Source organism: Mesorhizobium sp. CA7 (assembly GCF_020165015.1).
Taxonomy (GTDB): Bacteria; Pseudomonadota; Alphaproteobacteria; order Rhizobiales; family Rhizobiaceae; genus Mesorhizobium.
Map to the genome: position 1 here is coordinate 1 of NZ_JAIUHH010000016.1, position 20,710 is coordinate 20,710.

A 20,710-nucleotide genomic window follows, 5' to 3' on the forward strand; every position below is an offset into this window, starting at 1 on the left:
CCCCCCCGCCCATGCCGCCGGTTACCAGGACAAGGGGCCATGGGTTAAGAAAATGCGCAGGCCCTGAGACCATAATGCCAGTTCTCTGCATCCATGGGAACTGGTTTCCAGCTTAAAATTCAAACATATATGGGAGAAAGCGCACACTCGTGATGATCTTCGTGCGGCTCCTCGCGACAGGAACCACATCGATCGTGCCGCGTCATAGAGACAGGCTCTTGCCGCGATCCTGGAGTGACGTCGATGATCAGGCTGCTTGTTATCGCTGGATTGGCGTTGGCGCTCGCGTGCGGCGGGACGCTGGCAGCCAAGCTCGACCTCGCCGCTGTCAACCAGGCGCAATTCAGCGAGGGCGAGCCGAAGGGCGTCGATCCGATGGTGCTCAGAGCGCAGATCCTTCTCGATCGCGCCCGCTTCTCCCCCGGCCTGATCGACGGCCGCCTTTCCGACAATTTCTCCAAGGGCGTCGCAGCCTTCCAGGCGGCCAACGGACTCCCCTCCGACGGCAAGCTCACCCGCGAGACCTGGGACAAGCTCGCGGCGACTTTCGCCGGGCCGGTGCTGATAAACTACGAGGTCACGGCCAAGGATGTGCGCGGGCCGTTCACCAGGCGCATCCCCGCCCGCATGGAGCGGATGGCGCGTCTGAAGCGGCTCGGCTATCGCAATGCGCGGGAAAAACTGGCGGAGCGCTTCCATGTCAGCGAACAGTTGCTGAGGCTGCTCAATCCCAAAGCCGGTTTCAGGAAGGCCGACACCACGTTGGTGGTGCCCGATGTCGGCCGTGGCGATCCTCCCGCGGCCGTCGCCAGCGTCGAGGTCGACAAGGGCGCCCGCCAGGTGCGCGCGCTCGATGCTTCGGGCAAAGCGCTCGCGGTCTATCCTGCCTCGATCGGCAGCGAGGAAAAGCCGGCGCCGAGCGGCACGGCCGAGGTCAAGCGCGTGGTGCACAATCCGACCTATCGCTACAACCCGAAATTCGCCTTCAAGGGGGTGAAGAGCAAGCGGCCCTTCACCATCGCCAAGGGGCCCAACAATCCCGTCGGATCGGTGTGGATCGACCTCTCGATCGAAAGCTACGGCATCCACGGCACGCCTGACCCGGGCAAGATCGGCACCACCTTCTCGCATGGCTGCATCCGGCTGACCAACTGGGACGCCGAGGACCTCGCCGCCATGGTCAAGCCGGGCACCAAAGTCGACTTCAAGGACGAGACGGCGCAGGACGGGCAAGTGCAGTGAGATGCCGGGTCGCGATCCGCCAATCGCGATCGCTGCATAAGCTCAATTTATCGTCATCCTCAGTTTTTCAGAACGTTACACCGCCTTGCCTCGCCTGTAGCTTCGACGGCGCGGTTTGGAGAATGGTCCGGATTTGGTGGTTCGATGCAAGCACATGCGCGGGTGGTGATCGTCGGCGGCGGATGCGTTGGCGCGGGTATTCTTTATGGCCTGGCCAAGCGCGGCTGGACCGATGTCGCGCTCCTCGAGCGCACGCAGCTCACCGCCGGCTCGACCTGGCATGCGGCGGGGCTGATCCCGTCCTATTCCCGCAACATCAATGTCGGGCGGATGATCAACAAGACGATCGAAATCTATGAGGGTCTCGAAGCGGAGACCGGGCAGCCGGTCGGCTGGCACAAATGCGGGCAGCTACGCATCGCCAACTCGAGAGACCGACTCGATGAATTCAAGAGCTATATGAGTGTGGCCGAGGTGCAGGGGATGCGGGCGCAATTGCTCACGCCCGACGAGGCGCGCAAGCTCTGGCCGCTGCTCGACAACAAACAGATGCTGGGCGCGCTCTACCATCCCGATGACGGGCATATCGCGCCGGCCGACGTGACGCATGCCATGGCCAAGGGCGCGCGGGATCTCGGCGCAAAAGTCTATCTCAACACCGAGGTCACCGGCTTCAAGCGGACCGCTTCCGGCGAATGGCTGGTCGAGACCAACAAGGGCGACATCACCTGCGAGCATGTGATTTGCGCCACCGGCAATTACGCGCGCCAGACCGGCGCGCTGCTTGGCTTGGAGATCCCGGCGATCCCCATCCTGCACCAGTACTGGATCACCGAGGCGGTGCCGGAGGTGGTGGAGCGCAAGCGCGCCGGCCGGCCCGAAATGCCGATCCTGCGCGACGAGGGTTTCGAGGGCTATCTGCGCGAGGAAGGCGACGGGCTGATGTTCGGTCCCTATGAGCGCACCGAACACCTCAAGCTCTTCGCCGAGGATGGCGTGCCGTCCTGGTTCGGCGCCGATCTGCTGGAAGAGGATTTCGAGGCGGTGTCGTGGAACTGGGAGCAGGCGCTGCAGCTGGTGCCTGCGCTCGGGCGCGTCGGCATCAAGGCCAATGTGCGTGGCCCGTTCCAGATGACGGCGGACGAGCTGCCCTTGATGGGGCAGGCTTGGGGCCTGCCCAATGTCTGGCTGGCCGAAGGCGTGCCGGGCGGCATCCTGTGGGGCGGAGCGATCGGCTACTATTTGTCGGAGCGGATCGTCGAAGGCGGCAACAGTATCGATACATCCGATCTCGATCCGCGCCGCTTCGGCGACTACGCCAACAAGGAATGGACGCGCGAGAAGGTGCGCGAGGCGTGGGGCACGCATGCCGAGCAGAAGTATCCGGGCCAGGACATGCCCGCCGCGCGGTCGCAGAAGACCGCGCCTTCCTATGACAGGCTGACGGAACTGGGAGCGGTCTGGGGCGTGCTCAATGGCTGGGAAATGCCCAACTGGTTCGCGCGCGACGGCGTCGAGGCCAAGGACCAATATAGCTGGCGCTGGACGCCCAAGGGGAATCTTGTCGGCGAGGAAGTACAGGCGGTACGCAACGCCGTCGGCCTGGTCGAGATGACGCCGATGACCAAGTTCGAGGTGTCAGGTCCCAGCGCGGCCGCCTGGCTGGACCGGATCATCGCCAACCGCCTGCCGGCGGTCGGCAAGGTGACGCTGGCGCATCACCTCACCACCAGCGGTGGCGTGCAGGCGGAATATATGGTGGCGCGACTTGGTGAGGACCTGTTCTACCTGATCTCGACGCCGCGTGCCGAACGCTGGAACTTCGACGACCTTTCCAGACTGCTTCCCGCCGACGGCAGCGTATCCTTGAAGAACGTCACCAACGACCGCGGCTGCTTTACCGTCGTCGGACCCAAGGCGCGCGAGGTGCTGCAGCCGCTGACCGAGATCGACCTTTCCAACGAAAATTTTCCGTGGTTCGGCGTCAAGACCGGCAGCGTCGCCTTGGCAAGCGACGTGCGGCTGCTGCGGGTGAACTATGAAGGCGAGCTCGGTTGGGAACTCTATCACCCCCTGCCCTACCAGCGGCGATTGCTCGACGCGATCCTCAAGGAAGGCGAGAAGCACGGCATGCGGCTGGTCGGGCTGCACGCGCTGGAGTCGCTCAGGCTCGAGAAATCCTATCGCGCCATGTATCGCGACATGAACCCGGAGCTCAACGCGCTGGAGAGCGGGCTGGAGCGCTTCATCCGGCTCGACAAGGGCGACTTCGTCGGGCGCGACGCGGTTCTGAAATACAAGGAGCGTAACGACCAGCGGCGATCCGTGACGCTCAGGATCGAGACCGACGGCGCCAGCACGCTTGCCAATGAAGGGCTCTATAGCGACGGCGCGCTGGTTGGGCGCATCACGTCGGGCGGCTATGGCTACGCGCTCGGGCATGACGTGGCGCTGGCGCTGCTGCCTGAACCGTTTTCGAAACCCGGCACCAAGCTCGACGTCGCGATCCTGGGCGACTGGAAGGTCGCCGAGGTGATCGCGGATTCGCCTTACGATCCGACCTCGGCCAGGGCGCGGATGTAATAGGCGGGGCCTGCAAAGGCCCGTTGCCGACGTGTCCTTCGGAGGGAAGCCGTATGCGTATCGATCGGATCAACGTCTATTCGGCGCAATTGCCGGTCAAAGGCGGCGTCTACCGGATGGCCAGCGCCGATGTGGAGGCGCTGGATTCGACGCTGGTCGAGATCGTTACCGATGACGGTTTTGCCGGCTGGGGCGAGACCTGCCCGATCGGCCCGGTCTACCAGCCGCATCATGCGCTGGGCGCCCGCGCGGCGATCGCCGAAATCGCGCCGGGGCTGATCGGTTCGGAGATCGCCTCGATCCGGCTTCTGGCCAAGCAGATGGACGAGCGGCTCAACGGCCACAGCTACGCCAAGGCCGCCTTCGACATGGCGTTCCTCGACCTGCTCGGCCAAAAACTCGGCGTGCCGGTCTCGACGCTGCTGGGCGGCGCGCTGACCGACCGCGTGCCGGCCTATTATTCGCTGATCGTCGGCGCCCCGGACGAGACGGCGAGGATCGCCGCCGACAAGGTGAGCGCCGGTTACCGGCGCCTGCAGGTCAAGATCGGAGGCCGCAACCTGGAGGAAGACGTCGCCGTCATCCACAAGGTCTGGGAAGCGGTCGGTTACAAAGCGCGCATCGCGGTCGACGGCAACCGAGGCCTGACGGTGGCCGCAGCGATCCATCTCGACCGGGTCTGCCAGCAAATTCCCTTCGTCTTCGAGCAGCCCTGCAACACGATGGACGAGATCGCGACGCTGAAAGGCCGCATGACGCATCCGATCTATCTCGACGAGAGCACCGAGGATCAGAACGCGGTGCTGCGGGCGATCTCGCTGGGCATCGCCGACGGCTTCGGCTTCAAGGTGACGCGCCTGGGCGGATTGACGAAGATGACCACGGTGCGCGACCTTTGTGCCATCCGTTCGCTGCCGCACAGTTGCGACGACGCCTGGGGCGGCGACATCATCGCGGCGGCCTGCGTGCATCTGGCCGCCACCGTCGAGCCGCGCCGCATGGAAGGAGCCTGGATCGCCCAGGAATACATCAAGGGCCATTTCGACCAGAAGCAGCCGGTCGTCATCAAGCAAGGTCATATCGCCGTGCCGCAGCTCCCGGGGCTGGGCGTGAAGCCGGAGCCCGGCATGTTCGGCAAAGCGGTGGCGATATACGGGCCGTAAGGGGCAAGCGGCGGGCAGCCAGGCTTACTATTCGGATCGGAATAGCCGCGGACGTGGCCGATAATTTTCAGCGCCGTCCCCCACTCTGTCTCGGCTTCGCCGAGCCACCTCTCCCCCCTGCGGAGGGAGAGGAAATGCTAACCGGCAACGTCGCGACCTCGGCATTGCTATTTCCTCTCTACTTGGCGATTGCCATTGCTCGCCCCCGGCGATTGGCGTTTCCTCTCCCTCCGGAGGGGGGAGAGGTGGCTCGGCGCGCAGCGCCGAGACGGAGTGGGGGAACCACCTGCGCGATTGTCGCCACGCCCGGCATGTTGACCGGCAGCACAGCACCCGATCACCTTCGCGATGCCACGGATCGTTCCGCCCTGTCCTGCGTTCTTGTGACACGCAAGGAGGAACGGCGATGGACGACGACGATCGGACCGAGAAGATCAGGCAGCGTGCCTATGAGATCTTTCAGCGCGAGGGCGGCATCCTGGGCAATCATGAACGGCACTGGCATCAGGCGGAGTTGGAGATCGACCGCGAGGCCGCCCTGCCGATGACGGCGGACGATGCGCTGCCCGAAACGCGCGAGATCGACAGCGCGGATGTGCTGACGGTGGAGGCGCTTGCCATGCGCACCGGCATTTCGGGCGACGAGGCGCAAGAGCTGCTCGACAGGCTGGGCAACGACCGCGCTGCGATCGAGCAAGCGGCGCGCGATCTGCAAGCACGCAAGCGCGGTGTCGATTAGAGGCACTGCACTGAGATTTTGACCGGTCGGCTCTGTTTGCGTTGGCAGGTGGCACCCGTTGGAGATTGGCCGAAACGCCCATCGCGATCGTTTGCAGGGCAGAGCAGGAGCGAAGCTCCGTCGCGAAGACCCTGGAATCCAGCCGTTGCCTTCACCCAGGAATGCAACAGAGCAAAATTCTGCACCGTGGCGTCGCTTCCAAGTCACGGAATGGATTTCTATGGTCTGCGCCGCGTCGCTTCGCTCCTTGCTCCGCCATAGAATGACGAGGTTGGGGCGGCCTCCACCAATCCCCGGCGTTTGCGCTGATTTCACGGAAATGAACGGAAAATCTTGCACCAAGAGGCGGTTGGCCAGCCAATCGGACCGGCCACAGGTGGCACTCTCCATCCGGGTTGACAGGTCAGACGCACCGTCCTAATTTTCGCGTTAGTGGCTACTAACGCGAAATACTGGACTGCGCTCGGCGATCAGACGCGACGCACGATCTTCGAACTGCTGGTCGACCGACCCAGTTCGGTCAGCGGGCTCGCCAATGCGCTGCCCGTGACGCGGCCGGCCGTCTCCCAGCATCTGAAGGTGCTCAAGGATGCCGGGCTGGTGGCCGATACGCGCTCCGGCAAGGAGCGCATTTACCGGATCGATCCGGACGGGCTCGCGGCGTTTCGCGCGGGGATCGACCAGTTCTGGGTGAAGACGCTTGCGGCCTACAAGCTGGCCGTCGAGCAACCGACAAAGGACGAGACATGATCAAGCAACCGGCACCTGCTCCCGTTAGGCATTCCGTCGTCGTCGAGGCTCCGATCGCGCGCGCCTTCAAAGTGTTCACCGAGGATTTCGGCAACTTCAAGCCACGCGAGCACAATCTGCTTGCCGTCCCGATCGCGGAAACGATCTTCGAGCCGCGCGTCGGCGGCCACGTCTACGACCGCGGCGTCGATGGCTCAGAGTGCCGCTTCGCCCGCGTGCTGGCCTACGATCCGCCGAACCGACTGCTTCTGAGCTGGGACATCAGCCCGCGCTGGCAGATCGAAACCGACCTCGCCAGGACGAGCGAGTGGGAGGTCCGCTTCACGGCCGAGGCGGAAAACCGGACCCGGGTCGAGATCGAGCACCGCCATATCGAACGGCATGGCCAAGGCTGGGAAGGCGTACGCAGCGGGGTCGACGGCGATCAGGGTTGGCCGCTCTACCTGCAGCGGTTCCAGGCGCTTTTTTCCCGGGCGGCCTGACAGCACCTCCTTGGGGCATGGCCCCCACGGTGGCGATCGGAGGAGCACTGGAAACAATGGAAGCCTATTGGTTGAGCACCCTCGGCGTGCTTGCGCTCTGCCTCCTCTCGGTCGCGCTGGCGATCTACTCAGGCTCGTCCAAGGGTTTTGCAGGCAAGCTTTCAGGGCCGGTGATCCCGGCGGACGACGACAACTGTCTTTACCGCATCGATCGCGTCCACATGAACTCGGTCGAGGCGCTCGGGCCCTTCGTCGTGCCCGTGTTGCTGGCGATGATGGTTGGCGTCGAGCCGGTGACGCTCGCCGTGCTCGTCTGGGTTCACTTGGCGCTACGTCTCGTCCACATGATCATCTACCTGCGCGGCGGAAATGCCGCCAAGGGCGGCAGCGTCAGGACGATCCTCTATGTCTCCGGAGCGGTGGTCACGCTTGTCCTCGTCCTCGTGACGGGCTGGGCAGCGCTTCGCTGAGCAGCGCTCGCTTTTCGCTCCGTCGGCGGAACCCTCGCCCCGATCAGAGGTTCATCCCTGTACAACCACAGGAGATGCGCCATGGACCACACCAGCCACGTAAGACTGACCAGTGCCGAGCTGACGCCCGACATCCTCGAAGGCGCCACCATCTACGGCCCGGATGACGAGAAGATCGGCTCGGTCGACCACCTGCACGGCAGCCAGGTCGTCATCGATGTCGGCGGCTTTCTCGGCATCGGCGCCAAGCCGGTGGCTGTCACTGCCAGCCAACTCGATTTCATGCGCGACGAGGACGGCGACGTGCATGCCGTCACGAGTTGGACGAAGGACCAGCTGAAAGCAATGCCGGAGCATCGCGACTGAACAGGGACGCTTCGCGACTGTGAATCAATCAAGAGAATTCGGCCCGGCAATTGCCGGGCCGGTTTTTTTGCGCGGCGCGGTATTCGTTTATCGCCTGACGAGCGTCACGCGGATTGCTTCGCGTCACAAATGTGTGGCGGGTTCCCTCTGGAGCGGGCGAGAAAGCCCGGGACAGGTCGGCGATTTCGTGGAGCGATGAACCGCTTCAAGGATCAGCGGCGCATGCTCGCAAGCAGGCAAATACACAGCCCCGCGTTGAGCGTTGCCGCGAGCCCCAGCGTGGCCAGGACAAGATTGGCGCCGCCCGTGCCAAGAAGCACCGCTCCAACGGACGGAGCCGCCGCCTGGACGATGAGGCTGGGCGTCGCGAGCTTGCCCATCAGCACCGCGTATTGCTGCGGGTCGAACAGCACCAGCGGCAGCGCGCCGCGCGCGATCGTATGGATGCCGTTACCCGCGCCATAAAGGATCAAGGCGAGAGCAACAAAAGTCTGGCTCGTCAGGAGCAGCCAGATTCCGGCGGCAAGCAGCGTTACGGATGTCAGCATCGTCCAGATCGGATGTTGCCGGTTGCGGCCGATCAACAGCTCCGCCACTCTAGCGCCGACTTGTGAAGGGCCGACCAGCGCGCCAAGTCCGACGGCGGCTGCCAGGCTCGCGCCGCGCAATTGCAGCAGCGTCAGCAGATGGACGGAGAGCATGGACGCGACCAGTGCGGCCAAGGTCTGAATGGAGGCCAGCAGAATGAAGCGCGCCCGCGCTCTGCCGGTGGCCGATGCCTCTTTCGACCTGTCTTTGACCGGCACAGGCGCGGCGGCCGGAGGCGACGGTATTATCCACAGATGGAGCGGCAAGCAGATTGCCAAATGGATCGCGGCATAGGCAAGGCAGGCGGTGCGCCAGCCGCCATGCTCGACAAGGAAGGCGCTGATCGGCCAGCAAATGGTGCTGGCAAAGCCGCCGAAAAACGTCAGGTTGGTGATGGCGCCGCGCGCGCTCTGTCCATAGAGGCGGCCGAGTGTGGCGAAGCCGGCATCGTAGAGGCCGCTCGACATGCCCAAGCCCATGAGCAGCCATGCAGCCAGATAAAGAGGATAGTCGGTCGCCGTCGCCAACAGCAAATGCGCAGCAGCCAGCAGCAACGAGCTGGCGGCAAGCACCGGCCGCCCACCGTGGCGCTGGATCAGCCGCCCGGTGACGGGGGACACCAGCCCGGCAAGCAGGAGCCCGCAGGATAGCCCGGCAACGACCGAGGCGAACGACCAACCGGTATCTCTAGCAATCGGCGCGGCAAGCACCGCGGGCAGGTAGTAGGATGATCCCCAGGCGAGAATCTGCGTGATGCCAAGAGCCGTAACGAGGACGCGGCGGTTGTGTGCGATGGGCGCGGTGGCTTCCAATCAGGCTTGCCCTGGCGGATAGGCGACCTTCTCGCCATCCTCCTTGACGAACTCCCGCACCGGATTGTCGAGCAGCGGCAGCACCGCTTCCGACGGCCTGCACAGTTTTGTCCCTTTCGGCGTCTCGACGATGGGCCGGTTGATAAGGATCGGATGGGCGAGCATGAAATCGATCAGCTCATCGTCGCTCCATTTCGGATCGGCGAGGCCGAGTTCGGCGTAAGGCGTGCCCTTCTCCCGCAACAACTCGCGCGCAGAAATCCCCATCGCGGCGATCAGTTCGAGCAGCCTTTCGCGGCCCGGCGGCGTCTTGAGGTATTCGATCACGACAGGGTCTTCGCCGCTGGCGCGGATCATGGCGAGCGTGTTGCGGGAGGTGCCGCAGTCGGGGTTGTGATAGATCGTGACCGTCATGGCTCTGCTTTCAAGGGTTGTGGAATGGCCGCGGGCCGCAGCAGCCAGCCGATCAACGCGAGCGCGATCAGGGCACCGAGCAATTCGGCGACGACGAAGCCGGGCAGATCGAGCGGCCTGATGCCGGAAAAAGTGTTGGTGAGTGAGCGCGCCACGGCGACGGCGGGATTGGCGAAGGAAGTGGATGCCGTGAACCAATAGGCCGCTGTGATATAGAGCCCGACCAGCCACGGCACGGCCCGCCGCTCGAAGCGGAGGCCAGCGAGAATGACGGCGACAAGGCCGAATGTCGCGACCACTTCCGAGAACCATTGCGCCGGCCCGGCACGCAGTTTCGTCGCGACCTCCAGCGCCGGTAGGGCGAACATGAGATGCGCGGCGATCGTGCCGGCGATTCCGCCGACGACCTGCGCAATCAGATAGGCAAGGAGATCGCGAGCAGGCAGCGACCGGTTGAAACAAAACACCAGCGAAACGGCCGGATTGAGATGCGCGCCGGAGATCGGCCCGAGGATGGTGATCAGCACCACCAGCATGGCGCCGGTTGCTAGCGTGTTGCCAAGCAGCGCCAGCGCGGTGTCATGCGTCAGCGTCTCGGCCATGATGCCGGAGCCAACGACGGTCGCCACCAGCAGACCGGTGCCGAGGGCTTCAGCCGCGAACCGGCGCGGCAGATCGAAAGTGTTCATCGGTCGACCCTGGATTGGACAATGGGGAGTTGGGTAGCGGGCGTGACGGTCATTGCCGGCTCTTCTCGCCCGGCTGGCAGCAAGGTGCCGCAAGCGCCGACGCGCAGATTTCCGGCCGGCCCGAGCAGCAGTCCTCCATCAGGAAGCGGATCAATCCGGACAGCGCGTCGAACTCGGCGCTGTAGACGATCGAGCGGGCATCGCGCCGCGCCGTCACAAGACCGGCGCGCTCGAGTTCCTTGAGGTGGAAGCTGACATTGGACGGCGAGACCTCGACCTGCTCGGCGAGCGAGCCGGCGGCAATGCCTTCCGGGCCGGCAACGACCAGCAGCCGCAGCAGGCGCAGCCGTGTTTCCTGCGACAGCGCGCCAAAGGCGATCAGGGCTTGACGTTCATCCACGTTTCAACAATCCTTGAAATATTGAAATGAGGAATAGCCGACATGCTCTCTTCTGACAATCGGAAAAACATCGCTCCTATGGACCCCTCCGACCTGACCATCGGCGATCTGCTGGTGGCGCTGGCTGATTACAAGGACAAGCCGCTGGTTTTCCGCTACGGCGGGCGGCCGGTAAAGCCTGGCTACCATGTCACCGAGGTGAAGGCTGGACAGTTCGCGGCGCTGGATTGCGAAGCAAATCCGGAATCATGGTCGGAGATATTCGTCCAGCTGTGGGACGTGGACCAAGGCGGACCGGTCCATATGCCAGCCGGCAAGTTCGCCGCGATCATCCGCAAGGTTTCGGACCATGTCGCTCTCGATCAGGCGGCGAAGCTGACCTTCGAGGTCAGCGATGGCGTGCGCCCCATCGAACTGCACCGGGCAGCCCAGCCGAGCCTTGTTGGCGGGACGGTTGAGGTCGAGCTGTCGCCACGGCCGTCAAGCTGCAAGCCGCGCGACCGCTGGCTGGAAGAACAGAAGGCAGCGAGCGGGTGCGGAGGGAGTCGCTGCTGTTGAGCCCGCTAATGGTGACGCGCCGCCCTGATCAGAACCGGATCATGCCATTGGCCTGCAACAAATAGAGGCCAACGAGAACGATGGCGATCAGCGCCACCCAAACGGCTGTCTTGCTCATCCGCGCAATCCCTGTCGATCGGCGATAGTGAACGCGCGCGCCACGGTTGTGTTCCCGATATGTCGGGCTGCACATCGCCTAGGCAGGATCAAGTCACGAATTGCTGGACGATGCGCGTCCGTGCATAGTGGCGGCAATGGCGCCCGGTCGATGAAAATGGCTATGGATGACAAAGCGGACAATCCGGGCGTGGCGGTGTTTCCGCCGCTGCTCTTTCTCGTGGCGCTGATCGCGATGCTGGCGCTGCGCTATGTCTGGCCGCTGGCGATCGGCGGCCGCCCGCTGACCATCGTGCTCGGCATAGTGCTGGCAGCACTGGCGGTTGCGATCATCGCCTGGGGACGCTCGACGATGTTGCGCGGCGGCACCAATGTGAACCCGACGCTGCCGACCACCGCGATCATCACCGGCGGCCCGTTCGGCTTCACCCGCAACCCGCTCTATGTCGGCTTGATGGGACTGCTTCTCGGAATCGGGCTGCTCTTTGACAGCTGGTGGGCCGTCATCGCGACCATCGCGAGCTTCCCCGTCCTGCATTACGGCGTGGTGCTGCGCGAGGAGGCCTATCTGGAACGCAAGTTCGGCGAACCCTACCGCGCCTACAGGGCGAGCGTGCGCCGCTATTTTTGAGCATCAGTCCTTTGGCGCGTTGCTGTAGAGCGCCACGCCGACGCGGTCGTTGCGCCGCCACCGCACCAAAGCGCGATAGGCCGTATCGTCGGCCGGGACCTCGAGCAGAAAGCGGTCCGGAATCTCCACATCGGCACCGACGCGCAATTCCGCGCCCTGCTCGTGCTGATTTCTGACCGAGCAGCCGATCCTGACGCCGGCGGCGATGATCGTGGCTTCCTTGAGCACGAATTCGCGCGCATGAAGACGGCGTTCGATCTCGGGAAAATTGGCCATATCCGGCGGGCTCCTCAGGCAAGGTCCTCCTTGCCATGGGGCAGCACGATAGCAGCGAGGCGTTTCCGTTCCGTTAGCGATCACTGAAACAGTGGTGTGCCGGCTTGATATGCCGGCCGGGTTCACGGATGGAGCGTTCACGCCCGGGCGTTCAGCCGGCGACAGTGACGCCGCTCGCGCGCAGCACCCAGCGGCGGCCGTCGCTGCGGAACTCGGTGAGCGACAGCGGCTCGATGTCGATCTTCCAGACCGAGGAAAGCGGTGCGCCGAGCACATGAGTGATGGCGGCGCGGATCGGCACAGCATGCGTCACCGTGACGATGTGACCGCCCTCGCCGGCCAGCCGCTCCATCAGCGCAGCAGCCCGCCGGGCGACGTCGGCGAGCGATTCACCACCATGGGGCGCCGCGTCTGCGTCGGCGAACCAGGCCGCCATGCCTTCCGGATCCTCGGCCTGCACCTCCTCGAAACTTTTGCCGGCCCAGCGTGCGAAATCCTGCTCGGCAAGCAGCGGCTCGATCGCCGCGTCAAGGCCGAGCGCCTCGGCCGTCCGCCGCGCGGCCAGCGCCGGGCTTGTCCAGACACGGTCGGCCCGACGCAGCGAAGCGGCCAGCGCGTCCGCGCGATCGAGGGCGCGCGGCTCCGGCGGCTCGTCGTTCGGAAAGCGGCCCTTGCGCATCCCGGGCGTCGCTCCGCTTGCGATCATCGTCAGGCGGACAAGCATGAAAAACTCCGTGGCCCAGCGAAAAACAGGCCTCACGAAGCCGTGCCGCCATTACATGTCGTTGACAGGCGAACGAAGTACTGACAAGTGTCTTAATGCTATACGGGATTGGAAGCCGGTGCGAGTCCGGCACGGTCGCGCCACTGTGATCGGCACCAGCCGAAAGTCAGGCCTTATTCCGCAGCACTCGATCAACGGGACGCAGTATCCCAAGGGAGGTCAATATGTCCGACACCACCTTCGCCCCCAGCTACGGCCCGGTTGCGATTCCGGTCCGCGAGCTTCTGCCCTGGGCCATCCTCGGCGGGCTGCTTTTGATGCTGGCGATCTATTTCGTCGGCGCGGAAGAAGGCGCGACCTCGCTGATCCGCGGCACCTATTTGCACGAGTTCGTGCATGACGGCCGCCACCTGCTCGGCTTCCCCTGCCACTAAAGCGGTTCAGCATCGCTGAACCCCTTTCGATTCTGATCCAACGCAATTCCGGACGGAAAACCGCTGCGCACTTTTCCTGGAATTGCTAGGTTGGCTTAACGCAATTCCGGACGGAAAACCGCTACGCACTTTTCCTGGAATTGCTTGGAGGGATTAGTGACATGGTTGGAAAACTTTTGCTGCGCGGCATGCTTGTCGGGCTGGTCGCCGGGATTCTGGCGTTCGCCTTCGCCCGCGTCTATGGCGAGCCGCAGGTCGACAAGGCGATCGCCTTCGAGGAACAGCAGGCCCAGGCCGCCGGCGGGGCGCCGGAGCCCGAGATGGTCAGCCGCACCACGCAAGCCGGCATTGGCCTGGCAACCGGCGTGCTGATCTATGGCGCCGCGCTTGGCGGGCTGTTCTCGCTGGTCTTCGCCTACGCCTATGGCCGGCTGGGCTCGCTCGGACCGCGCGGCACCTCGGCGCTGATCGCGGCACTCGGCTTCCTGGCTGTGATCGTGGTCCCCGGCCTCAAATACCCGGCCAGCCCGCCGGCGGTGGGCAACGCCGAGACCATCGGCTACCGCACCGAGTTGTTCTTCATCATGATCGTCGTCTCGATCGCGGCTATGGTAGCGGCGGTCGGCCTGGCGCAGCGGCTGTGGAACCGACTCGGCGCCTGGAACGCCTCGATCGTAGCGGGTCTCGCCTTCCTCGTCGTCTTCGCTTTGGTGAAGGCGGCGCTGCCCGACATCAACGAGGTGCCGGAGAACTTCTCGGCGACCGTGCTGTGGCAATTCCGCGTCGCCTCGCTCGGCATCCAGCTGGTGCTGTGGACCGTCGTCGGGCTCGGCTTCGGCGCGGTTGCCGAACGCGTGGTCGCGGTGCGCGACCAGCGCAGCCCGGCACGCCGCTACGCCTGAAATCCGATGCGTTGGCCGCCACGGTTCTGCGCCCTGGCGGCCAAAGCGGCTCAACGGTCGGTACGACCGCAGAGCCACTTTGGTCTTTCGTTTTCTCGCAATTCCGGACGGAAAACCGCCGCACACTTTTCGTGGAATTGCTCGGTTGCGGCGCTGCTCGCATTTCTGGCCGCCACATCCGCGCAAGCGCATGGCGGATCCTCGGCCCCGCCCCCTCCCGGCATCCAGATCCCCAGCCTGACCCACGGCCAGATGGCCGTCATCGCGCGCTATCGCGGCGAGATCCTCGACCTCGCCCAGCGCCAGACCGCGACCGACCCGACCTTCCGGCGGCTCTACAATCACGGCAATCTGCAATTCACCTATTGCCTCTGGGGCTTGATGCCGGGCAGCCTCGGCGACGAGGAAAGCCCGTTCAACGAATGCAGCCACGCCTATCTCGCCGCCGCCAAGGCGCTGCTCGCCCATATGGCCACGATGCCCTCTACCGAACGCAACGCGAAGGCGCTGATCTCGGACATCGATGCCGAGATGGTGCGCAGCGGCGCGTCGTGGATCCTGTGCCAGTATAGCGGCGAGGCCTTCAGCACCGGCGCGGTCGTCGAGCCCAGATGGCGCGACATCTTCTTCCACTTGCCGAGCCTTGCGGTGATCCTCGCCACGGTGGCGGCGCTCGGCGCCGCTGCATGCTCGATTTTCCGTTCACGCGCTCCGCGAGCCGGCGCTGCTTAGAACGGGCCAGCGTTTCACGGAATCACCGAACCGCTCCCAGTCTTGCGTGCGATCGTTTTCAGGAAAGCCTGAACGCGCAACCATGTCAGCTCGGCTGCGGACGCATCGTAATCCGGCAACGCTTGATCGGTGTAGAAATGGCCGATCCCCGGATAGGTGAAAATTTCTGCCCTGACCTGGCAGCGCTTCGCCGACGCCGACCAGTCGGCAACTTGTTCTGGCTGAGCAAATGCATCTGGGTCGGCGACGTGGACCGCGACCGGGATGTGTCGGCGAACATTGCTGGGAATATCAGCAAGGCCATGCAGCAGCACAATGCCGGCGGCAGCGATTCTTTCTGACCAAACGGCACTGATCACGCCAGCTCCCATGGAATGGCCAGCGAGCACCGCGTCTGGAGAAGTCTGGAGGAGCGCCACCCTGGCGCGGTCGCAGATGGTTTCCCACCCAACATTGCTCATCAAGGCAAGCCCGTCGTCGACCGATGCCGCAGTCAGCCCTGCGTAGAGGTCCGGCATCACAACATCGTACCCCGCGCTTCGCATGCGCTCAGCAGCTTGATGCTCCACCGCCCGAAGGCCCAGCGCCGAGTGAAAGAGTACAATAGTAGCCATCCGCTTTCCCTCCGGCGTCGCCTGGCCGATCGCGTTGAGTTCGGGCAATGATCGTCTTTTATCCGGCTTATAGAATCCCCATCACCAGCCATGCCCTTTCCGAAGCCTTCGCCGTCACCGTATCATCCATGCGCGCGCTCGTGATGGTGACCTTTCGGTTCGGCCATGGCGAAGGGCAAATCCTCGGTGTCGGGACCGGCCGCCAGTTGCAGCCTGGCGCTGAATTCATGCGGTTCGGTCGGCGCGACCAGGCTCTGCAAATAATGATGGTCGCCGCCGACCGGAGACAGGGGCAGGCTTTCGACCGCACCGTCCGCCCTTTCAATGGCGATGTTCGCCCGCAGGCCCTCGGCGTGACGCGACAGGCGCAACCGCATGCGCTCGCCCTGCGGCGTGTCGACGATTTCGAGCAGCCCGCTGGCTAGCTTGCCCGAGACCAGGAATGGATCCGGCGCATGATGGTGGCCGGCTTCCGTCTCTGGCTCGGCAAAGTGCACCGTGGCGACGTCGAGTGCCGGGATGTGCGCGAAGAGCTCGGCCTTGAGCGATGCGGCGATGTTGTTCGCGGCGGCAAGCAGCAGGCCGTCATTGACGGCGATCGTAACATCGACATGCAGCTTGTGGCCGAGCCAACGGGCCTTGACGTCGGCCACCTTCTCGATCCCGGCGACATGGTCGGCAGCATGGTGAATCTGGTCAACGAGGCCGGGCTCGACGCCGTCCAGCATGCGGGTCAGCACCGAGCGCGCCGATTGCCAGACGATACCGAAGATGGCGACGGTGATGAGCAGGCCGATGATTGGATCGGCGAGCGGAAGACCGAGCCAGACGCCGGCCGCGCCGGCAACGACGGCAAGACTGGTGAGGCCGTCGGTGCGGGCGTGATAGCCGTCGGCAACCAGCGCCGCGCTGTTGATCTGGCGACCGACGCGGATGCGAAAAACCGCCACCGCTTCATTGCCGAGGAAACCGATGATGCCGGCGACGGCCAACCAGCCAAGGAAATGCACCGGCTGCGGGTTGAACAGGCGATTAATCGCCTCGTATCCGGCCACCAGCGCGCTGGCCAGGATGATGAGCACGATGATGATGCCAGCGAGATCTTCGACCCGGCCGAGGCCGTAGGTGAAGGCCTTTGTCGGTTTGCGGCGCACGAGCACAAAAGCGATCCAAAGCGGGATGGCGGTGGTCGAGTCGGCGACGTTGTGGATGGTGTCGGCAAGCAGGGCCACGCTGCCCGAGAGCATCACGACGACGATCTGCAGCGCGGCCGTGACCGCGAGAATCACGAACGACCACTTGATCGCCCAGATGCCGCGGTCTGTGGTGGCGATGGTCGCGTCGATCACGCCATGAGTATGGTCATGGCCGTGGCCGCCATGATGTCCGTGCGCACCGAAGCCGAACCAGTCGAGCGCTTTTTCCCACATCGCCGCCTCACAGATATTTGGTGAGCTGCTTCAGCTCTTTGAGCGTGTCCCTGGTCGGTTCGCCGCCTTCGACAAGGCAATGCTCCATATGGTCGTGGATCAGCTCGCGCTTGGCATTGCCGACCGCGCTTTCGACGGCGTGGAGCTGTTGCGCGAGGTCAAGACAGGACCGACCCTGCTCGAACATGGTGAGCACGGCGGCGAGATGGCCATGCGCTCGCTTGAGCCGGGCGATGATATCGGGATGGGAGCTGTGTATCGTCATGGCAATATCCTATCCCCCGGGGTAGGATATTGCCAACAGACAATCCGCCTCGAACTCTCGAGGCTAGCCCATGGCAGGGCTGGATTCGCCGCCCAGCCGAGCGTGACCGCTGGCAGATGCTCGCCGACGCAGCAGGTCCTTGGCCCGCGGGGCAGTCTCTGCCGCGAAATCCCGATTTCATGTGATCAACCGGCTGCGGCGAGCAGCAGCCCCGCGGCAACCAAATGCTTGGTTTGCCGTTTATTTTAGCGGCTGCCGCCACCTACCGTGGGGCCAGGCGGCTCTGGCGGCCAGAGACCGCGCGAAAGGAGGCCGCAATGACACGGCCCGCAGTGGAGATAGGCGACCGGGTGGCTGTCATCGCCACCGTGATCGAGCGCATCAAGGACCGCGTGATGCTGAAGCTCGACGGCGATGGTCATAATTATTCGATGGCCGAGCCCAATGCCAAGCCAGGCGACAAGCTCAGACTCGAAGGCGACGTCGTGCATGTCGACGAGGATCTCGGACGCACGACCGTGCAGGTGCTGGGACGCGTGACGGTCGACACCAACTCGGTCGAAATGGTGACGAGGCGTTGCGACCTCGACCATATCGGCTCGAACGTGCCCGGCCACCCTCGCCCGCGCACCCCGCCGACACCACACGGGTAAACCGGTAGCAGAGGCGCGATCCTCCTCGCCGTGAAGCGGTGGACTGCCTTAGTGACGCTTGAAATACTGCACCTCGCGTTCGTGCTTTTCTGCCGCTTCGCGGGACTTGAAGGTGCCCAGGTTGCGGCGCTTGCCGGTTCTGGGATCGACTTTGCGCGAATAGAGCCGGTATTCACCGGATTTCAGCTTGCGGATCATGGCGGTCTCCTTGTGAACCAGGACTCTAATCCGCCTGGGGCCCTCGCGGTTCCGAGCAGGGCCTTGCCGCCCAGTCACGGCCCGCCGGCAAAAAAAGCGCTGCTGTCGGTGAACCATTTCACGGACGCAAACGACCCAATGTCGGAAGCGACACCGTAACGACACGATTGAGTCGGATTATTTGTATTCAAATGACTTTCGCGACGTTATGCCGATGTCGCTGAAGTGCCGGATCTGAGGAGGGTGAGATGGTTACGGCGAAGCTTCACGGCGTTGAACTCGTCAGGGGCCAGAAATGGACGGTGCGCGTCACCGCCTACGGCACAACGCTCATCTTTCCATTCGAAGCCGAGCAATATGCGCGCTCCTATGCCGATGGCCAGGCCTTCCGCCTCGGCGTCGAGGTTGTCGAACTCAAGGATTGCGCCTGAGGGGCCGAGCCGGCCATCGCTGAATAGCCTCAAGACCCGCACAGCTATAGAATAGGCGCATGTCGGCTTTCGACTCGGCAAACCAATGGGCGCGAGGGATCAAGCGCGATGTGGTGGCGCTGTGGATTGCGGCCCGCGATCCGCGTGTCCCCTGGTATGCAAAAGCCACAGCGGGTGCGGTCGCGGCCTATGCGCTGAGCCCCGTCGACCTTATCCCGGACTTCATCCCCATCATCGGTTACTTGGACGACTTGGTGATCGTGCCTGTCGGCATCATGCTCGCGGTCAAGCTGGTCCCGGCCGATCTGATGCAGGAATTCCGCGAAGAGGCGGTGCGACGCGAGAAGCCGGTGAGCAAGGCCGGGCTCGCCTTCATGATCGCGCTCTGGGTGCTGGCGGCGCTGGCGCTCACTTGGCTGTTCTGGCCAAAGCCGGCCTGAATGCTTCGGGCCCGACCAGACGGCCTCGATTGCATCGGCCTGTCACGACCATCTTTAGATTAGCGACATCTTGTATTTATTGTAAATCAGGGTCATGCTTTTGGCGCGCGCGAAACCACATGCGCAGTGTGCAGGGTCAAAAAGGGTCAGGCGTGATGCAATTCGCAGTTTGCTACGACCACAGCGGGTTCGATCTGGCGCGGTCGATCCTCTTCGATGTCACGGCGTTCTTTGCGCTGATGGCGCCATTGGCGATCGCGCGACTGATCGAGATATCCCGACAGGACGCCGTCCGGCAACAGCCCGCCTGAAGCCTGAAAGGCACGGAATTCCTAATCGTCGCGGGCGACCTTTCGGATCGGCAAGTCGCCGAGCAATGCCGAACAGTCGATCACCTCCTGGAAGTGAGCCTGCGGATCGAGCACGAGCCATGAAGCGTGGGTGCGAAGATCCTTCAGCCTGGCATTCTTTTGCGCACGCGCCAGGCGCTCCGCCTCGGAAGCCTGAAAAGGCCTTTCGGCCTTGTGATGTGAGGAGTCCTCGACATCGCGGCGGAAAACGCGCCGACTCCGCTTTTCGTTCCGCGAAAGCGGATGACCCTCTGCGCATTGCATTGACCCGTGGGGCCAGGCTGGCGGCACCGCGCAACGCTGCTACCGTTGCGACAAACGAGCGGAAAGTGCCGGACCGGCGGTTGGGGTAGCCCGGCTTGCCTTGGCGGTAAAAGAGTACGGCTCTTTGACTGGCAAGCCGGGCTGAAGCGCCGACCTTTGGGTTTCCTTGGGGGGAGCCGGCGCAGGGATAGAGTGTCGGTTTCCCGCTGCGCCCGCAATTGTTGCTGAGGTCCTACGCGCCGGCGCAATGGTCCGACCGGTTGGAAGCCGCGGCGCCGCAATTCCAAGGCTGAAAACCGCGCAGACCTTCCTGGAATTGCTTCAGGCGCCCGAGCGCTCAAACTCGTGTAAGACGGCCGTCTTCTTGAAGCGCTCTTTTGACGAAAAGCTCGGCCTGTTGCGCCCATTCCGCTTCCGCGACGTCATTCTCCCGAACGGACTGCCTGAAAGCTTCCCGCAGCGCCTCGAGCTCAAAAATCGACAACCGCTGGTTTCTTTTTTGCTTTTTTTTGCCGACGTGCATACTGCGTTGCCAACAGCGTGATGAAGGCCATTGTATATGCGGCGGTTGTTCCACCCATCAACAGCTTGATCCTGACTTCTTTTGGGGGCAAATTTTTGCCGCGACGTCCGTGCGGTTCGTGTCGGGAAAGAGCGGCCCGCCCGCCGATATGGACGGGTTGCAAGCCGGGCCGCCCGCGAGAGGTCGCCGCTATGTGTCTAAATCCACAACGATCGATGAAGAGACCGCGCCAGGCCAAGGCATCAGCGGTGTGGCGCTATATCCCGCGGGGCATATGCCGTTGGTCTGGAGCCGGGGCTTGATTGGTGGTTGTGTCGGCATTGCAAAAGAATCTGTAATTTCAGGTTGCAGCCGGCCCGCGTCTTCTCCGTCAACAGGAATGGCGCTGGCTTTGCCGCCCGGGAGAGCAAGCAGCCTTCTTGCTTGCGAATCAAAACCCGCCCGCCGGCGTGCGCCCAAACCTGCTCTGC

General features: G+C 63.8%; 28 protein-coding genes and 1 riboswitch. Of the genes, 18 read left to right on the forward strand and 10 right to left on the reverse strand.

Annotated elements, in window-relative coordinates; translation table 11 throughout:
- Positions 1–243: 243 nt before the first annotated feature.
- From LB552_RS22710 to LB552_RS22745, 8 genes are all read left to right on the forward strand, one after another.
- Entirely contained in the window at positions 244–1,242 is a 999-nt protein-coding gene (locus LB552_RS22710) for a L,D-transpeptidase (RefSeq protein WP_224610404.1), read from the forward strand.
- Positions 1,243–1,386: 144 nt separating this feature from the next.
- The gene (locus LB552_RS22715; protein ID WP_224610408.1) at positions 1,387–3,825 is read left to right on the forward strand and encodes an FAD-dependent oxidoreductase; all 2,439 of its coding nucleotides are present in this window, start codon (positions 1,387–1,389) and stop codon (positions 3,823–3,825) included.
- 53 nt (positions 3,826–3,878) lie between these two features.
- On the forward strand, positions 3,879–4,988 hold the full coding sequence (locus LB552_RS22720; RefSeq protein ID WP_224610410.1) for a mandelate racemase/muconate lactonizing enzyme family protein: 1,110 nt from the start codon (positions 3,879–3,881) through the stop codon (positions 4,986–4,988).
- Between the two features lie 406 nt (positions 4,989–5,394).
- Positions 5,395–5,727: a DUF2934 domain-containing protein gene (locus LB552_RS22725; protein ID WP_095770208.1), complete on the forward strand. Its 333-nt coding sequence runs from the start codon at positions 5,395–5,397 to the stop codon at positions 5,725–5,727.
- Between the two features lie 432 nt (positions 5,728–6,159).
- A complete protein-coding gene (locus tag LB552_RS22730; protein WP_224610413.1) occupies positions 6,160–6,477 on the forward strand; it encodes an ArsR/SmtB family transcription factor in 318 nt (105 codons plus the stop codon).
- A complete protein-coding gene (locus tag LB552_RS22735) occupies positions 6,474–6,959 on the forward strand; it encodes an SRPBCC family protein (protein WP_224610415.1) in 486 nt (161 codons plus the stop codon). The genes LB552_RS22730 and LB552_RS22735 overlap by 4 nt, the downstream gene beginning before the upstream one ends.
- A 56-nt stretch (positions 6,960–7,015) precedes the next feature.
- On the forward strand, positions 7,016–7,429 hold the full coding sequence (locus LB552_RS22740; RefSeq protein ID WP_224610416.1) for an MAPEG family protein: 414 nt from the start codon (positions 7,016–7,018) through the stop codon (positions 7,427–7,429).
- Between the two features lie 81 nt (positions 7,430–7,510).
- Positions 7,511–7,795 carry a photosystem reaction center subunit H gene (locus LB552_RS22745; RefSeq protein ID WP_095770076.1) on the forward strand — a complete coding sequence of 95 codons (285 nt, stop codon included), beginning with the start codon at positions 7,511–7,513 and terminating at the stop codon, positions 7,793–7,795.
- A 212-nt stretch (positions 7,796–8,007) separates the two neighbouring features.
- On the opposite strand, the gene LB552_RS22750 is transcribed toward LB552_RS22745, so the two are convergent.
- The 4 genes from LB552_RS22750 to LB552_RS22765 are packed head-to-tail and all read right to left on the reverse strand — an operon-like array spanning position 8,008 to position 10,698.
- Positions 8,008–9,195: an MFS transporter gene (locus LB552_RS22750; RefSeq protein ID WP_224610417.1), complete on the reverse strand. Its 1,188-nt coding sequence runs from the start codon at positions 9,193–9,195 to the stop codon at positions 8,008–8,010.
- Positions 9,196–9,609 (reverse strand): arsenate reductase (glutaredoxin), encoded by a 414-nt coding sequence (arsC, locus tag LB552_RS22755; RefSeq protein WP_140544977.1) that lies wholly within the window; start codon positions 9,607–9,609, stop codon positions 9,196–9,198.
- On the reverse strand, positions 9,606–10,298 hold the full coding sequence (locus LB552_RS22760; RefSeq protein ID WP_224610418.1) for an aquaporin: 693 nt from the start codon (positions 10,296–10,298) through the stop codon (positions 9,606–9,608). Before LB552_RS22760 ends, arsC begins: the two co-directional genes overlap by 4 nt.
- 49 nt (positions 10,299–10,347) lie before the next feature.
- The gene (locus tag LB552_RS22765) at positions 10,348–10,698 is read right to left on the reverse strand and encodes an ArsR/SmtB family transcription factor (RefSeq protein WP_224610420.1); all 351 of its coding nucleotides are present in this window, start codon (positions 10,696–10,698) and stop codon (positions 10,348–10,350) included.
- Positions 10,699–10,740: 42 nt separating this feature from the next.
- Here LB552_RS22765 and LB552_RS22770 point away from each other — a divergent pair, with 42 nt between their 5' ends.
- A complete protein-coding gene (locus tag LB552_RS22770; protein WP_224610423.1) occupies positions 10,741–11,256 on the forward strand; it encodes a DUF6428 family protein in 516 nt (171 codons plus the stop codon).
- Positions 11,257–11,536: 280 nt separating this feature from the next.
- On the forward strand, positions 11,537–12,004 hold the full coding sequence (locus tag LB552_RS22775) for a methyltransferase family protein (RefSeq protein ID WP_224610425.1): 468 nt from the start codon (positions 11,537–11,539) through the stop codon (positions 12,002–12,004).
- 3 nt (positions 12,005–12,007) lie between these two features.
- Here the strand turns inward: LB552_RS22775 and LB552_RS22780 are convergent, their stop codons facing one another.
- Both LB552_RS22780 and LB552_RS22785 read right to left on the reverse strand, forming a co-directional pair.
- The gene (locus LB552_RS22780; protein ID WP_224610427.1) at positions 12,008–12,280 is read right to left on the reverse strand and encodes a PilZ domain-containing protein; all 273 of its coding nucleotides are present in this window, start codon (positions 12,278–12,280) and stop codon (positions 12,008–12,010) included.
- Positions 12,281–12,431: 151 nt separating this feature from the next.
- Entirely contained in the window at positions 12,432–13,004 is a 573-nt protein-coding gene (locus LB552_RS22785) for a histidine phosphatase family protein (protein ID WP_224610428.1), read from the reverse strand.
- Between the two features lie 83 nt (positions 13,005–13,087).
- A riboswitch (adenosylcobalamin (AdoCbl) riboswitch) is annotated at positions 13,088–13,237 on the forward strand.
- Between LB552_RS22785 and LB552_RS22790 the strand changes: the two genes are divergently transcribed.
- The 3 genes from LB552_RS22790 to LB552_RS22800 all read left to right on the forward strand — a co-directional run bounded on the left by LB552_RS22790 (position 13,229) and on the right by LB552_RS22800 (position 15,072).
- A complete protein-coding gene (locus LB552_RS22790) occupies positions 13,229–13,438 on the forward strand; it encodes a CbtB domain-containing protein (RefSeq protein WP_224610430.1) in 210 nt (69 codons plus the stop codon). (Overlaps the previous riboswitch by 9 nt.)
- Positions 13,439–13,599: 161 nt before the next feature.
- Entirely contained in the window at positions 13,600–14,340 is a 741-nt protein-coding gene (locus LB552_RS22795) for a CbtA family protein (RefSeq protein ID WP_224610432.1), read from the forward strand.
- Between the two features lie 252 nt (positions 14,341–14,592).
- On the forward strand, positions 14,593–15,072 hold the full coding sequence (locus tag LB552_RS22800; protein ID WP_224610433.1) for a hypothetical protein: 480 nt from the start codon (positions 14,593–14,595) through the stop codon (positions 15,070–15,072).
- Positions 15,073–15,086: 14 nt separating this feature from the next.
- Here the strand turns inward: LB552_RS22800 and LB552_RS22805 are convergent, their stop codons facing one another.
- The 3 genes from LB552_RS22805 to LB552_RS22815 all read right to left on the reverse strand — a co-directional run bounded on the left by LB552_RS22805 (position 15,087) and on the right by LB552_RS22815 (position 17,381).
- Positions 15,087–15,734, reverse strand: coding sequence for a dienelactone hydrolase family protein (locus LB552_RS22805; protein ID WP_224610435.1), 648 nt, complete (start codon positions 15,732–15,734; stop codon positions 15,087–15,089).
- A 74-nt stretch (positions 15,735–15,808) separates the two neighbouring features.
- On the reverse strand, positions 15,809–17,116 hold the full coding sequence (locus LB552_RS22810; RefSeq protein WP_224610437.1) for a cation diffusion facilitator family transporter: 1,308 nt from the start codon (positions 17,114–17,116) through the stop codon (positions 15,809–15,811).
- Positions 17,117–17,123: 7 nt separating this feature from the next.
- Entirely contained in the window at positions 17,124–17,381 is a 258-nt protein-coding gene (locus tag LB552_RS22815; RefSeq protein WP_040973109.1) for a metal-sensing transcriptional repressor, read from the reverse strand.
- A gap of 317 nt (positions 17,382–17,698) precedes the next feature.
- Here LB552_RS22815 and LB552_RS22820 point away from each other — a divergent pair, with 317 nt between their 5' ends.
- The gene (locus LB552_RS22820) at positions 17,699–18,034 is read left to right on the forward strand and encodes a hypothetical protein (RefSeq protein WP_224610439.1); all 336 of its coding nucleotides are present in this window, start codon (positions 17,699–17,701) and stop codon (positions 18,032–18,034) included.
- A 48-nt stretch (positions 18,035–18,082) separates the two neighbouring features.
- Here LB552_RS22820 and LB552_RS22825 read toward each other — a convergent pair whose 3' ends face one another.
- Positions 18,083–18,232, reverse strand: a complete 150-nt coding sequence (locus LB552_RS22825) for a hypothetical protein (RefSeq protein ID WP_095770090.1) — start codon at positions 18,230–18,232, stop codon at positions 18,083–18,085.
- 248 nt (positions 18,233–18,480) lie between these two features.
- Between LB552_RS22825 and LB552_RS22830 the strand changes: the two genes are divergently transcribed.
- The 4 genes from LB552_RS22830 to LB552_RS22845 all read left to right on the forward strand — a co-directional run bounded on the left by LB552_RS22830 (position 18,481) and on the right by LB552_RS22845 (position 20,261).
- Positions 18,481–18,663: a hypothetical protein gene (locus LB552_RS22830; RefSeq protein ID WP_036258067.1), complete on the forward strand. Its 183-nt coding sequence runs from the start codon at positions 18,481–18,483 to the stop codon at positions 18,661–18,663.
- Between the two features lie 59 nt (positions 18,664–18,722).
- On the forward strand, positions 18,723–19,103 hold the full coding sequence (locus LB552_RS22835) for a YkvA family protein (protein WP_224610441.1): 381 nt from the start codon (positions 18,723–18,725) through the stop codon (positions 19,101–19,103).
- Between the two features lie 119 nt (positions 19,104–19,222).
- A complete protein-coding gene (locus LB552_RS22840) occupies positions 19,223–19,414 on the forward strand; it encodes a hypothetical protein (RefSeq protein WP_224610443.1) in 192 nt (63 codons plus the stop codon).
- A 550-nt stretch (positions 19,415–19,964) separates the two neighbouring features.
- Positions 19,965–20,261 carry a hypothetical protein gene (locus LB552_RS22845; protein ID WP_224610444.1) on the forward strand — a complete coding sequence of 99 codons (297 nt, stop codon included), beginning with the start codon at positions 19,965–19,967 and terminating at the stop codon, positions 20,259–20,261.
- Positions 20,262–20,710 lie beyond the last annotated feature (449 nt).